Annotated in this window: 13 protein-coding genes; 10 read left to right on the forward strand and 3 right to left on the reverse strand. The window is 53.8% G+C overall.

Annotated elements, in window-relative coordinates; genetic code table 11:
- The first annotated feature begins 207 nt into the window (after positions 1-207).
- The 8 genes from typA to SFC07_RS09855 all read left to right on the forward strand — a co-directional run bounded on the left by typA (position 208) and on the right by SFC07_RS09855 (position 8,398).
- Positions 208-2,121, forward strand: coding sequence for a translational GTPase TypA (gene typA / locus SFC07_RS09820; RefSeq protein ID WP_411208076.1), 1,914 nt, complete (start codon positions 208-210; stop codon positions 2,119-2,121).
- Positions 2,122-2,187: 66 nt separating this feature from the next.
- Complete coding sequence (locus SFC07_RS09825; RefSeq protein WP_411208077.1) at positions 2,188-3,690, forward strand: ABC transporter family substrate-binding protein; 1,503 nt, start codon at positions 2,188-2,190, stop codon at positions 3,688-3,690.
- On the forward strand, positions 3,674-4,561 hold the full coding sequence (gene mshB / locus SFC07_RS09830) for an N-acetyl-1-D-myo-inositol-2-amino-2-deoxy-alpha-D-glucopyranoside deacetylase (protein WP_411208078.1): 888 nt from the start codon (positions 3,674-3,676) through the stop codon (positions 4,559-4,561). Before SFC07_RS09825 ends, mshB begins: the two co-directional genes overlap by 17 nt.
- Positions 4,562-4,565: 4 nt before the next feature.
- On the forward strand, positions 4,566-4,979 hold the full coding sequence (locus SFC07_RS09835; RefSeq protein WP_411208079.1) for a hypothetical protein: 414 nt from the start codon (positions 4,566-4,568) through the stop codon (positions 4,977-4,979).
- 64 nt (positions 4,980-5,043) lie between these two features.
- Positions 5,044-5,361: a ferredoxin gene (gene fdxA / locus SFC07_RS09840; RefSeq protein WP_411208080.1), complete on the forward strand. Its 318-nt coding sequence runs from the start codon at positions 5,044-5,046 to the stop codon at positions 5,359-5,361.
- A gap of 9 nt (positions 5,362-5,370) precedes the next feature.
- A complete protein-coding gene (gene dapC / locus SFC07_RS09845) occupies positions 5,371-6,477 on the forward strand; it encodes a succinyldiaminopimelate transaminase (RefSeq protein WP_411208081.1) in 1,107 nt (368 codons plus the stop codon).
- A 52-nt stretch (positions 6,478-6,529) separates the two neighbouring features.
- Positions 6,530-7,096 (forward strand): GtrA family protein, encoded by a 567-nt coding sequence (locus tag SFC07_RS09850; protein ID WP_411208082.1) that lies wholly within the window; start codon positions 6,530-6,532, stop codon positions 7,094-7,096.
- Between the two features lie 141 nt (positions 7,097-7,237).
- Entirely contained in the window at positions 7,238-8,398 is a 1,161-nt protein-coding gene (locus SFC07_RS09855; RefSeq protein WP_411208083.1) for an HNH endonuclease signature motif containing protein, read from the forward strand.
- Here the strand turns inward: SFC07_RS09855 and dapD are convergent.
- The 3 genes from dapD to SFC07_RS09870 are packed head-to-tail and all read right to left on the reverse strand — an operon-like array spanning position 8,395 to position 11,737.
- Positions 8,395-9,315 (reverse strand): 2,3,4,5-tetrahydropyridine-2,6-dicarboxylate N-succinyltransferase, encoded by a 921-nt coding sequence (gene dapD, locus SFC07_RS09860; RefSeq protein WP_411208084.1) that lies wholly within the window; start codon positions 9,313-9,315, stop codon positions 8,395-8,397. The genes SFC07_RS09855 and dapD overlap by 4 nt on opposite strands.
- A gap of 28 nt (positions 9,316-9,343) precedes the next feature.
- A complete protein-coding gene (gene aroP / locus SFC07_RS09865; RefSeq protein ID WP_411208085.1) occupies positions 9,344-10,744 on the reverse strand; it encodes an aromatic amino acid transport protein AroP in 1,401 nt (466 codons plus the stop codon).
- Between the two features lie 42 nt (positions 10,745-10,786).
- The gene (locus tag SFC07_RS09870) at positions 10,787-11,737 is read right to left on the reverse strand and encodes a DapH/DapD/GlmU-related protein (RefSeq protein ID WP_411208086.1); all 951 of its coding nucleotides are present in this window, start codon (positions 11,735-11,737) and stop codon (positions 10,787-10,789) included.
- Positions 11,738-11,788: 51 nt separating this feature from the next.
- Here SFC07_RS09870 and dapE point away from each other — a divergent pair, with 51 nt between their 5' ends.
- Positions 11,789-12,910 (forward strand): succinyl-diaminopimelate desuccinylase, encoded by a 1,122-nt coding sequence (gene dapE / locus SFC07_RS09875; protein WP_411208087.1) that lies wholly within the window; start codon positions 11,789-11,791, stop codon positions 12,908-12,910.
- A 55-nt stretch (positions 12,911-12,965) separates the two neighbouring features.
- Entirely contained in the window at positions 12,966-13,736 is a 771-nt protein-coding gene (locus SFC07_RS09880) for a TIGR00730 family Rossman fold protein (RefSeq protein WP_411208088.1), read from the forward strand.
- Positions 13,737-13,745: the final 9 nt, after the last annotated feature.

The following is a 13,745-nucleotide window of genomic DNA, read 5'->3' on the forward strand; positions in this document are numbered from 1 at the left end:
CCGCGAGTTTTCCGCGTGCCCCGCACTTTTCTCTTAAAACTGCGGTAGGAGAGTGCGCCTAGAGTGCGTAGCAGGGGCATTTTCCAGGTATTTTGGCTCACAATGTGCGCATAATGCCCAATTGCGAGTACGCTTATAACGTTCTAAAACAAAGGGCACTTGGAAATTGAGTGCCCTCCATATTTATCCGGCAGGAGATTGCCCCCAGTGACCCATCCAGAGTTTCGTAACGTAGCGATTGTCGCGCACGTTGACCACGGAAAAACCACACTCGTTAACGCAATGCTTGAACAGTCTGGCGTCTTCGGCGACCACGGCGAAGTATCAGACCGCGTGATGGATTCCGGTGACCTGGAAAAGGAAAAGGGCATCACCATCCTTGCCAAGAACACCGCGATTCGTCGTAAGGGTGCCGGCAAGGACGGCAAGGATCTGATCATCAACGTCATCGACACCCCCGGCCACGCCGACTTCGGTGGCGAAGTTGAGCGCGCACTGTCCATGGTTGACGGCGTTGTGCTCCTTATTGATGCTTCTGAAGGCCCATTGCCTCAGACCCGCTTCGTTCTTGGCAAGGCTCTTGCAGCCAAGATGCCAGTGATCATTGCAGTAAACAAGACCGACCGTCCGGATGCTCGCATCGACGAGGTCGTTGAAGAAGCTCAGGACCTGCTCCTGGAACTTGCTGCTGCACTTGATGATGAAGAAGCAGCCCAGGCCGCAGAGCAGCTGCTTGACCTTCCAGTTCTTTATGCTTCCGGCCGTGAAGGAAAGGCATCTTTGGAAAACCCAGGCAACGGCAACGTTCCTGATTCCGAAGACTTGATGCCACTATTTGACACCCTGTACAAGGTCATCCCTGAGCCAGCTGCCGATATCGACGGCCCACTGCAGGCTCACGTCACCAACCTTGACTCCTCCTCCTTCTTGGGTCGTATCGGCCTGGTCCGCGTACACGCAGGCACCTTGCGTAAGGGCCAGCAGGTTGCTTGGATTCATTACGATGAAGAGGGCAACCAGCACACCAAGACCGCTAAGATTGCAGAACTTCTGGCTACCGTTGGCGTGACCCGTGTTCCTACAACTGAGGTTGTCGCAGGCGATATCGCTGCTATCTCCGGCATTGAAGACATCATGATTGGTGACACCCTGGCTGACCTGGAGAACCCAGTTGCACTGCCACGTATCACCGTTGATGAGCCTGCACTGTCCATGACCATTGGTGTTAACACCTCCCCAATGGCTGGTCGTGGCGGCGGAGACAAGCTGACTGCTCGTGTTATCAAGGCTCGCCTGGAGCAGGAGCTCATCGGTAACGTGTCCATCAAGGTTCTTCCAACCGAGCGTCCTGACGCTTGGGAAGTTCAGGGCCGTGGTGAAATGGCACTGTCCATCTTGGTTGAAACCATGCGTCGTGAAGGCTTCGAGCTCACCGTTGGTAAGCCACAGGTTGTTACCCAGATGATCGATGGCAAGCTGCACGAGCCATATGAAATCATGGTTATCGACGTTCCTGCTGAGTACCAAGGCAACGTTACCCAGGTCATGGCAACCCGTAAGGGTCTCATGCAGTCCATGTCCACCACCCCAGGTTCTGACTGGATCCGCATGGAATTCCGTATTCCTGCTCGTGGCCTCATCGGCTTCCGTACCACCTTCATGACTGAAACCCGTGGTACTGGTATCGCAAACTCCTATTCTGATGGCATGGACCTGTGGGCTGGCGAAATCAAGGGCCGTGCACACGGTTCTTTGGTTGCTGACCGCTCCGGCCAGATCACCGCTTATGCGCTGACCCAGCTTGCAGACCGCGGAACCTTCTTCGTGGAGCCAGGCACCGAGACCTACGAAGGTGTCGTTGTTGGTTCCAACAACCGCGAAGAAGATATGGACATCAACCCAACCAAGGAAAAGAAGCTCACCAACATGCGTGCAGCTTCCGCGGACACAACCGTCACCCTGGCTAAGGCTCACAACCTTTCCCTGGATGAGGCTCTGGAGTTCTGTGGAACTGACGAGTGTGTTGAGGTTACTCCTGAGGTTCTGCGCGTACGCAAGGTTATCTTGAACGCTACTGAGCGTGGACGCGCTCGCTCCCGTGCAAAGAACATGAACAAGTAAAGTTTTTTGCCACAAGCGCTGGCCCACTGTGTCCTTTGGACGCGGTGGGCCAGTAGTATTTTCAGGGTGAGATTAAGCCTGCGGATTCTAAGTGTCGTTGCCAGTTCAGTTCTCCTGGTAGCGTGCCAAGCCAACCCCGGCCCCGCCCCTGTAGAAGAAGCTGCGCCTAGTACTACTACGGCGACCACCACTACAACAGTGAAAGAGGAAGAGCCCCAGGCTTCGCGTACCACAATCAATATTGGCATTGATCCTTTGCGCAATGGCTTTAACCCGCATCTCATCGCCGATGACACGGCCGTCGTTCGCGATATCGCCTCCTTGGTTTTGCCAAGTGCCTTTGTGGACAATCAGGTGAATTCGGATCTCTTGGACAATGTTGAGCAGGTTGATCCCACCACCGTGCGCTATACCATTGCTCAGGAAGCGCAGTGGAGCGATGGAACTCCGATCACTGGTTCAGATTTTGAGTATCTCTGGCGATCCATTACCGCTACCAAGGGTGCGATGAATGTCGCAGCTTATGAAAATATTTCTGAGATCCGAATTAGTGGCGGTGGCAAAACTGTTGATGTAATTTTTTCGGCGCCGGTTGCAGATTGGCATTTGCTCTTTAATAATCTTTTGCCCAGCCATCTCATTGCCGGTTCGAAGAACTTCCTCACTGCGCTTTATGATGCAATTCCCGCCTCAGCAGGGCGTTATATGGTGCGTTCTATTGATCGTCAGCGGGGCATTATTACGCTTTCCCGCAATGATCGCTTCTGGGGCGAAAACCCAGCTGAGGTGGAGGTCCTTACCCTCCACAGTGTCGCCTCAGCTTCCAAGGCTGGGGAGTACCTACGTACAGGTCAGAGCTCATTTATGAATCTGCGACCCACCGAAACCCTGGTTGATACTCTCAACCTGGTGCCTGACACCGAGGTACGAATCTCGGACACCTCACGCACCCTTGAGCTGGTATTTAACGCCAGTCGGCTAAGTCCCCAGCATCGTGCCTATTTAAGTTCGCTTGTCGACGTGCCCCTCGCCGCGCGCTTGGGCGCCGCACGCAGCTCCAACTTGAGCGTAGCGACCCCAATCCTGCGGGAGGGCGTCGAAAAGCAAGAATTGCCGGAATTAAAATTTGCCGTTGACCCGGCCGACGATGCTGGTGTGGCAGCCGGGCGGGCCATCGTCGATATGCTGGCTCAAGCCGGTGTCACGGCTACAACCGTGACAACTGATGTGTCCTCGGCCATTGACGGCGATTTTGATGCCATGATTACCTGGACCCGGAACGCCACTGATCCCATTAGTTTGGCTGATCGTTATGCCTGCGATATCAACCTGGCGCATTGGTGTGATCCAGCTACCACCACCTATATCGCTGGAGTGCTGGCTGGGGAACTAAGCTTTGATCCGAACTGGGAAACCGAATTTAATCAAAGCAATGCCATCCGCGTCCCAATTTTGCATGAGACGCGGGTAGAGGCAAAAAACAACGGCATTATTGGCCCAGATGCTGCTAGCTGGCCTGGTGGAATCGCCAGTGCCGCCAATTGGAGGAAAAATGACCTTGCACAATGATCTTGCCGGCGCGCGAGTGGTAGCTGTCCACGCCCATCCTGATGATGAGGCGATCACCACCGGTGGCGTTTTGGCTGACCTGGCTGCCCGCGGTGCTGATGTCACCGTCATTACCTGCACCTTGGGCGAACAGGGCGAGGTTATTGGCGACACTTTCCAACAGCTGGTTAATGGCGATGCCGACCAGCTGGGTGGTTTTAGAATCCATGAGCTTTATGCCTCCCTGAACATCCTGGATGTGCGCGGAATTCACCTAGGCGGTGCCGGCTGCTGGCGCGATTCTGGAATGGTGGGCGATCCTGCCAATGAGCATCCCCGCGCCTTTATCCATTCCGGCGACCGCGCTGTAGACCAATTGGTTTCGCTTCTAACCGAGCTGCGCCCGCATCTGCTGATCACCTATGGCCCCGATGGCGGTTATGGGCACCCTGATCATATTCGCGCCCATGAAATTACCCATGCCGCTGCTGAAAAAGTTGGGGTGGAAAGAATCCTGTGGGCCGTTACCGACCGCCAGGAACTAGCAGAGGGATTGGCTGCAATTACCTCTATTCCTGCAGGCTGGGGCAGGGGAGAGCTAGCTGCAGTGGACTCTATTGACCTCAGCTTTGAACTTTCCGATGCTGCTTATGCCGCCAAGGTAGAGGCCATGCGAATGCACGCTACCCAAATTTGGATTGCCGATGGCTCCGTTTCCCTAACCAACCCCCGCGCAGCCTATGCCAGCACCGAGCAGGACAATGTGAAGATTTGGGGCCTGTCCAACCTGATTGCGCAGCCAATTATGCGTCATGAGCACTACCAGCTTGGTGCAGGCACTCCGCTGCCAGAAAATGCCACCGGCCCCCTTGATGGATTGGACCTGGCTTAAGCATATGAGTGAAAAAGATGGCGCGCGCAATCAGAGTTTCATTCATCGAAACTTAGGCCGCGGAGAGGTAATCGGGGGTATCTTCTGGCTTAGTCTTGGGGCATTAATTTCAGTGCTTTTAGAGGTAATTTACCTCGGCACCAGAGTTACTCTGCCCGGTGGGACATCGCTTGCGGTTCCCTATACAATAGTGCTTGCTTTCCTCTTTAACATGGTCTTGACCAGCACTTCTATGCTGTGGGCCAGGCACTGGCTGGCAATATTTATCCCCCTCTTCACCTGGATTGTCGGATTCTTCGCGCTTTTGCTGTGGAATGCGGTGGTGGGGGATCAGATTGTGCCCGCAAATATTCGAACCGTCATCTTGCTTTTTGCCGGTTTAGCGGGTGGAATTTGGCCTGTGGTCAAGGCGAAGTAGCATAATAAAGCTATAAGTTTTTCCCTTTCCAGCAATTTACTAGCTCAGGAGTTTTCGAGTACCAATGACTTATACAATCGCACAGCCCTGCGTTGACGTCTTGGATCGTGCCTGCGTTGAAGAATGCCCCGTGGACTGCATCTACGAAGGCAAGCGCATGCTCTACATCCACCCGGATGAGTGTGTTGACTGTGGCGCCTGTGAGCCAGCCTGCCCTGTTGAGGCAATCTTCTACGAAGACGACGTCCCTGATGAGTGGGTCGACTACAACGATGCCAACGCCGCATTCTTTGACGAACTGGGCTCCCCAGGTGGCGCAGCTAAGCTCGGACCACAAGATTTTGATCACCCAATGATCGCGGCGCTGCCTCCTCAGGCATAATCTAAACGCATGACCCCAAGAACCTCGCTTGCTTCCGTATTACCAGATTTTCCCTGGGATTCCCTCGCCTCTACAAAAGCAAAGGCACAGTCCCATCCGGATGGAATCGTGAACCTTTCTGTTGGAACCCCGGTTGATCCGGTTGCTCCAAGTATCCAGATTGCCCTCGCGGAAGCAGCGGGGTTCTCTGGCTATCCCCAAACAATTGGCACCCCGGACCTCCGCGCTGCCATTAAGGGCGCCCTTGAGCGCCGCTACAACGTAACTGAGCTTGTCGACGCCTCCGTGCTGCCAGTCATCGGCACCAAAGAGGCCATTGCGTTGCTGCCATTCACCCTTGGAATCTCTGGCCAGACCATCGTCATTCCTGAGTTTGCTTACCCCACTTATGAAGTTTCAGCCGCTGCTGCAGGCTGCAAGGTGCTGCGCTCTGATTCTTTGCTCAAGCTTGGTCCTGAGCGTCCGGCCTTGATGTACATCAACTCTCCTTCCAACCCCACCGGCAAGGTGCTGGGAATTGAACACCTGCGCAAGGTTGTGAAGTGGGCCCAAGAAAATGACGTAATTTTGGCAGCTGATGAGTGCTACCTGGGACTGGGTTGGGATGATGAGAATCCTCCAATTTCCATCCTGGATCCTCGCGTCTGCGATGGCGATCACCGCAACCTCATCGCCATTCATTCGCTGTCTAAAACCTCAAATATGGCCTCTTATCGAGCAGGTTTCTTGGTGGGCGATCAGGCCCTTATTTCTGAACTCACCGAGGTACGTAAAAACCTAGGTTTGATGGTTCCATATCAGATTCAGCAGGCCATGATCGCTGCCCTTAATGATGACGAGCAAGAAGCCGGCCAAAAACTGATCTATGCTAAGCGACGCGCCAAGCTCATGCGTGCTCTCCTAGAAGCTGGCTTCCGCGTGGACGATTCCGAGGCTGGCCTCTACTTGTGGGCTACTCGCGATGAGCCTTGCCGCGACACTGTGGCCTGGTTGGCAGAGCGTGGCATCCTGGTTGCCCCTGGAGATTTTTATGGCCCTCGCGGTGCCCAGCACGTGCGAGTTGCTATGACTGAAACCGACGAGCGTATCGACGCCTTCGTTTCTCGCTTGGCATAAATAGGACTAAAGTAAAAACTTAAAGTCAAAATTTATCCATGAAAGAGGCGCGTTGAGTTCCGAACAAAAAACTTGGGGCTTCCGTTTTGTGAGAGCTACCAGACAGTTCATCAAGTTCGGAATAGTAGGTGGCTCAGGCACCCTGGTAAACCTGGTGGTTGCTGCGCTATCTAAGAAGATCGCTGGGTGGACCGCGGGGATTCATGAAAGCGATGCTTTTATGAATCTTCTTGGCACGGACTTCCATATCCGCTGGTACCACGTGTTTATGACCATTGCCTTTTTTGTGGCCAATACCTGGAACTACCAACTTAACCGGATGTGGACCTTCAAATCTGCCAAGATTGTCTCCTGGTGGAAGGGATTTTTCCCCTTCTTGGCAACCGGCTTGGTCGCCTTTGTAGTGAGCCAGATCGTGGCTACCTTGCTGATGAATGACACCTCGCCGATCGCTCTCTCCTCTGAGATCTTTGATGATTCTTCAGGATTGCGCACCAAGTTCTACTGGGCTTTGATAATCTCCATTGTGGTTTCAATGCCAGTGAATTTTGTGGTCAATAAGTATTGGACCTTCCGCAAGCCGAAGGCTCGCATTGTGCTCACTACAGAGCCCGCATAAGGTTTTTCTCAGACCACGTCGAGTTTTCCGACGTGGTCTTTTTAAACCTGAGAATCGAATAAATGTTTGAAAATACCCTTGAAGCTTGTCCTGTTCGTATGGAGAATTGATCTTAAGAAGCAGTTCACTCCAGGGGGAATCATGAACGGAAAAGTATTCTTTAGCCACCTCAACCCAGCGGATCCGTGGGTCCATATCAATATTGAAGTCATCAAAACCTCACACCAAATGTGGGCCAGCCTTCTCACCAAGGCGGAGGAGTTTGATGCAGATTCATTAATCACCGAACTCATGCGCATCACCGGCTACTCGCGCCGCGAAGTCAACGTTGGCATCAATGCCATGGAGGCCATGAAGAACCTACCATTGCTGCGCGAAATCCAGGAGCGCTATTACTTCCTCACCACTAGATACCTCGGAACTATCATGCTTGCGGTTGCCAAGGGCTCTCCAGAGATTTGGCCGGAGCTGGACCGTCGCATTGTGGATGCGCTTACTCCAGTAACCGCCGATGAAGCTATGATCCAGTCTTCAACCCTGGCGCGTCACATTAAGCGATGGATCTTTGAGCTTGATCCCGCACCGCCCAAGCCTCCAGGGGAGATACAAGACTATGTACGGGCACAGATGAAGGATGGCGTCACCTATGCCCAAATTCGGCTCAGTGGGGAGAATCGAAAGCGTCTGAATGAGCTCCTGCGTCATTGGTCTACCAAAGGCATGGATCTGGTATCTGGCTTGGTGGAGGTCCTAAAGGAGAATAGCCAGGTCAAAATCAACAAGTACCTCTACACCCCACATGAGGAAGCAGATATTGGATGGATGCCTGATTCTGGATTCTGCAATATCGGTGATTATGCCGATTGTGAGGTCCTAGGGGTTAAGGATCTTGACAAGTACAAGGGCAGGGTAGAGGAGGGCTATCGGCCAAGCGAAGGCCTCATAGCGCTGGTGCGGGCTCGCGATGGGCACTGCAGGTTCCCCGGCTGCTGTGTACCTGCTAGCAAATGTCAGGTGGACCATATTGTGCCTTGGAAGGAAGGGGGCAAGACTGTGGACTGGAATTTACAACTGGTCTGCCAGCGCCATCACAATATGAAAACTGATATGCGTTTTACAGCGGAGATCAACGGCTTGGCGGAGGTGAAGTGGATCGGTCCTTTGGATGTACCCATGGTCACCCGACCCACTGGTCCGCTCGCTCAAGTGATGCCCCGAGGGAGGTGGGGACAATATCTACGAGATCGGGTGCTGAGCCGATTTGAACAAATCAGGCAACGGCACCTCGATAACGATGATTAGTTGGAGTGCAGGTCGGCGTTAAGCTCAATGACCTTGGTGTTTGGTACTACAACAACCTGTCCGCTCACAGAGTCACGGCGGAAGATGAGTCCATTGCGTCCGCTGAGCTCTGCTGCCTTGACGATCGCGCCGTCGAAAAGCACCTTGGAACCTGCAGTGACGTACAAGCCTGCCTCAATGATGCAGTCGTCGCCCAGTGGGATGCCACAGCCGGAGTTGGCTCCGAGCAAGCAACGCTTGCCCAGGGAGATTACGTGCTGTCCGCCACCGGAGAGTGTGCCCATGATGGAGGCGCCGCCACCGATGTCGGTGCCGTCGTCGATGGTGACGCCTGCGGAGATACGGCCTTCCACCATGGAAGCGCCGAGGGTGCCAGCGTTGAAGTTAACAAAACCTTCGTGCATAACGGTGGTGCCTTCGGCGAGGTGAGCGCCGAGGCGGACGCGGTCGGCGTCGCCAATGCGCACGCCTGAAGGTACAACGTAGTCAACCATGCGAGGGAACTTATCGACGGAATGCACCAAGACCTGTCCACGGCGGGAAAGGCGAGCGCGAGTGAGGTTGAAGCCATCTACTGCGCAAGGTCCGAAGTTGGTCCATACGACGTTTTGCAGCAGGCCAAACACGCCATCGAGGTTAAGGCCGTGTGGGCGCACCAAGCGGTGAGAGAGGAGGTGCAGGCGCAGCCATGCGTCATATGCATCTACTGGAGCATCGTCCAATGATTCAATGGTGGTGGTGACGACTTTGCGGGTCACACCGCGGTCTTCATCAGCGCCTTCGAGGGCTGCAAGTTCGGTAGCAAGGTCTGAGGATTCAGAAGACCCGACACCTAATTCAGGTGCCGGGTACCAAACGTCAAGAACGTCGCCTTTAGCGGTCAGGGTAGCAATGCCGATTGCGGATGCAGTTGTCATGCCCTCCAGGATAATTTCTGGCTGATCATCACTTCAAGTCGGAGGTGTTTTTCCTGCCACCCCGCAAAGGGCTATTGACGGTAAAGAAAGACAAAACAACCAAGAAACCGTACACAATAATGACGGAAAAGACCTGGCCGCGGGCAGATTCATCGCCCAACATGAGGAGAATCAAACCAGCGATCAACACGAGGGTGAAAATGCCTAGCCCCGGGTGCAGCCACATGCGAACAGTGGAGATTTCACCATTGGCCTCAAGTTCTTTTCTCAGCTTGAGCTGGGAAAGTGCGATCATAATCCACACCACAATCAAGCAGCCACCCACTGCATTAAGGAGGAAGTCCAGCAAGCCAGCGGGGTTCCAATACTGCAATCCCACGGATACAAAGGCGAAGAACATGGAGAGCAATACCGCATTGGTAGGCACATTGTTCTTGCTCAACTTGCGGAAAATCTGGGGCGCGTCTTGACGCTTTGCCAAGGAGTAAACCAAACGGGAGGTGCCGTAAATTTGTGCATTAAATGCAGATAGCAGAGCCAATACAATCACAGCTTCCATGAAACCCACCACGCCTGGGATATGCGCCATGGACAGAATCTGGGTGAAAGGAGACTCCGCAGCGGTCTCAGCGCCGTCGATGGTTTCATAGGGCATGAGGAAGGTAATAACCAATACTGAGCCCAAGTAGAACACCGAAATACGCCAAATAACTGCGCGAACAGCTAGGGAAATTGCCTCGCGAGGCTTGGAGGATTCCGCAGCGGCAATGGTGACGATCTCAATGCCACCGAAAGCAAAGGCCACAGCCAGCAGACCAGAAGCCACGCCGGACAGACCATTAGGCATAAAGCCATGCTCGCCAATGAAGTTGGTGGTGCCAATAAAGCTAGTGCCAGGGAGTAGGCCAAAAATCAAGGCCACACCCACTAGCAAAAAGGCGATAATGACAGCTACCTTGATGAATGCGAACCAGTATTCAAACTCGCCAAATCCTCGCACGGTGGCCAAGTTAACCACGGCAAAAAACACCACGCAGACCAGTCCTGGAATCCATGGATCTACGCCAAACCAAGCGCCCATCATGGCAGCAGCACCGGTCATCTCGGCGCCCATCACCATGACCAACATGAACCAGTAGAGCCAGCCCAAGGAGAAGCCTGCCCAGTGCCCAAAAGCATCCTCGCCATAGCGGGAGAAAGTTCCGGAAGAGGGACGAGCTGCAGCCATTTCACCCAGCATCTGCATAACCAACACCACAATTGCGCCAGCGATGATATAAGCAACTAGAACAGCGGGACCGGCGGCACGAATACCCACGCCGGTGCCCAGGAATAGTCCCGCACCAATGGCGGAACCAAGACCCATCATTGTGAGGTGGCGGGTCCTTAATCCGGTACCCAACCCCTCTTTAGTTTCGGTGGTAGCCATGAGATAACCGTAAACCCACCGGACATGAGAAATGAAACAGGGTTAGATTTCTCGGCGCGCTACTGGTTCATGATGACCGGTCTCACGCTTAATGCTCCAATTGTCCTCGCCTTCAATGGACTTCACAGTCCGCAGCTCATTAAACTCCGGGAACCAAATCGGGGTATCGCAATCTAGCACGATGTTATTGCCAATGTGGCAGTTATTTCCCAAGCTCACGCCGATAATTCCGGAGCTCACACCAAAGGTGCAGTTGGTTCCGATGCTCAGGCGCAGGCGACGCTGGTTCTCATCACGCGGGGACATAATCGTGGAGGAGAGTCCAATTTCGGAACCTTCGCCGATGACCACACCTGAGCTCAAACGGCCCTCCACCTTAGAGGCACCCAAGGTGCCGGAGTTGAAAGATACAAATCCCTCACGCAGCACTGAGGTGCCAGGCGCAAGGTAGGCACCAAGGCGCACACGCTCTGCCTCAGAAATACGCACTCCCGAAGGAACCACATAATCCACCATGCGGGGCAGTCGGTCCACACAATAAACGTGGATGAGGCCACGTGAACGCAAAGCACCGCGCACCCATTCGAAGTTATCGGGTAGACAAGGGCCCTTGTTGGTCCACACCACATTGGACAAAAGTTCCAGTGCATTGGACATATCGAGCTCATGAGGTCGCACCAAACGGTGGGAGAGCAAGTGCAGGCGCAAATAAACATCATGTGCATCCACAGCAGGCTGGGAAAGATCAGGAATAACGGTGCGCACAGCCACCTGCTCCACCAAGCGGTCTTGGTCTAGTTTGATCAGCTGCAACATTCGCGGGGTGACATCGCTGGCGCCCAATCGGGTGGTGCCAACCTCAAGGGGATAACGCTCAGACCAAAATTCGGGGTCCACCAGCTTGGGATCTGGGTACCAGGTATCCAAAACGGTGCCGTCCATGGCGATATTCGCGATACCAATTCCTTGGGCTCCGACAAAATTTTTGCTCATTAGTGTCTTTCACTTTCAGTCTGTGCTGGAAAGATTTGTAGGCTGGTGGTTATGCAACTTGATCAGAATAAAAAAACTGCGCCAGAACTTGATCTGCTCGGCGATCCCATCACGTTGACCCAGTGCTTGGTTGATATTCCAAGCCCTTCCGGGGAGGAGCAGGAAATCGCAGATGCCATTGAAGCGGCACTTCGAAAGCTAAATCTACCGGGTGTAGAAGTACTTCGCTTTAATAATAATGTGCTGGCCCGTACAAATAGGGGTTTCGCTTCTCGAGTCATGTTGGCAGGCCACATTGATACGGTGCCCATTGCCGATAACGTTCCCAGCCGAACCGAAGACGGCATCATTTATGGCTGTGGCACGGTGGATATGAAATCGGGCATGGCGGTGTATTTGAATACCTTCGCGTTGCTGGCCACCTCTGAGGAACTTAAATATGACCTCACCCTCATTGCCTATGAGTGTGAGGAGGTTTCTGCACATCGCAATGGTCTCGGCCACATTCAGCAGCAGCATCCAGAGTGGCTGGCTGCAGATCTGGCCCTTCTGGGCGAACCAACTGGCGGCTGGATCGAAGCGGGTTGCCAGGGCAATATTCGCATTAAAGTCACTGCTCATGGCGTCCGCGCGCACTCTGCACGTTCCTGGCTGGGTGACAACGCCATGCACAAACTCTCCCCATATATCGCAAAAGTTGCAGCATATGAGCCACTCCAGGTGGACATCGATGGCCTAACCTACCGCGAAGGCCTCAATATTGTGCACTGTGAATCCGGCGTGGCCACCAATGTGATCCCGGACCTGGCCTGGATGTACGTCAACTTCCGCTTTGCGCCAAATAGGCTTATCGACGAAGCGATTGCCCACGTGGTCGGCACTCTAGGCCTCAACGGGGCTGAAGGTATCGAGTGGGAACTAGAGGACGCCGCCGGCGGCGCCCTCCCAGGCTTGGGTAAGGAAGTTACTCAGGGACTGATTGGGGTAGTGGGTCGGGAAAAGATCCGCGCAAAGTACGGCTGGACGGATGTTTCACGCTTTTCCGAGATGGGTGTGCCAGCCTTGAACTTTGGTTCTGGAGACCCCAGCTTTGCCCATAAGCGCGATGAGCAGTGTCCAGTTGAGCAGGTCACAGAGGTAGCGGAGATTCTGCGCGCTTACCTGAGCGCCTAGGAGCGTTCGGGGTTATCGTAGAAACTCCAAGCAGATACTTTTGAGGAGGGTAACGATGGCCCCGAAGCAAACGCCAAACCCAGATAAGAACCGCAATTTGGTCGGACCTGTATTGCAGCGCCGCCAAAGTTCAGGAACCTTTGATCAGCGCCTTTTGGAAATGCGCGCCGATCACGATTGGAAGCACGCTGACCCCTGGCGCGTGCTGCGCATTCAATCTGAGTTTGTCGCTGGTTTTGACGCCCTGCATGAAATGCCCAAGGCAGTTACTGTTTTTGGTTCAGCTCGAATCAAAGAAGGTCACCCCTATTATGAGGCGGGTGAAAAGCTGGGAGAAAAGCTGGTAAAGGCCGATTATGCAGTGGTAACTGGCGGCGGCCCGGGATTGATGGAAGCCCCAAACAAGGGTGCCTTTGAAGCCAATGGTCTCTCTGTTGGTCTCGGCATCGAATTGCCCCATGAGCAGCAACTTAATCCCTATGTGGATTTGGGCCTAAACTTCCGTTATTTCTTTGCCCGCAAGACCATGTTCTTGAAGTACTCCCAGGCTTTTGTGTGTTTGCCGGGCGGTTTTGGCACCCTCGATGAGCTTTTTGAGGTGCTGTGCATGGTGCAGACCGGCAAGGTCACCAATTTCCCCATTGTGTTGATCGGTACTGAATTCTGGGCAGGCCTGGTGGATTGGATCCGCACTCGCCTGGTGGAAGAAGGCATGATCGCAGAGCAAGATATTGATCGTGTTTTGGTGACCGATGACGTGGATGAGGCAGTGAAATTTATTGTCACCGCACACGCTGGTTTGGATGTAGCCCGCCGTCATAATTAGGCAGTGGCT

The sequence above is a fragment of the Corynebacterium callunae genome (assembly GCF_046592015.1).
In the GTDB taxonomy this organism is placed as follows: domain Bacteria; phylum Actinomycetota; class Actinomycetes; order Mycobacteriales; family Mycobacteriaceae; genus Corynebacterium; species Corynebacterium callunae_A.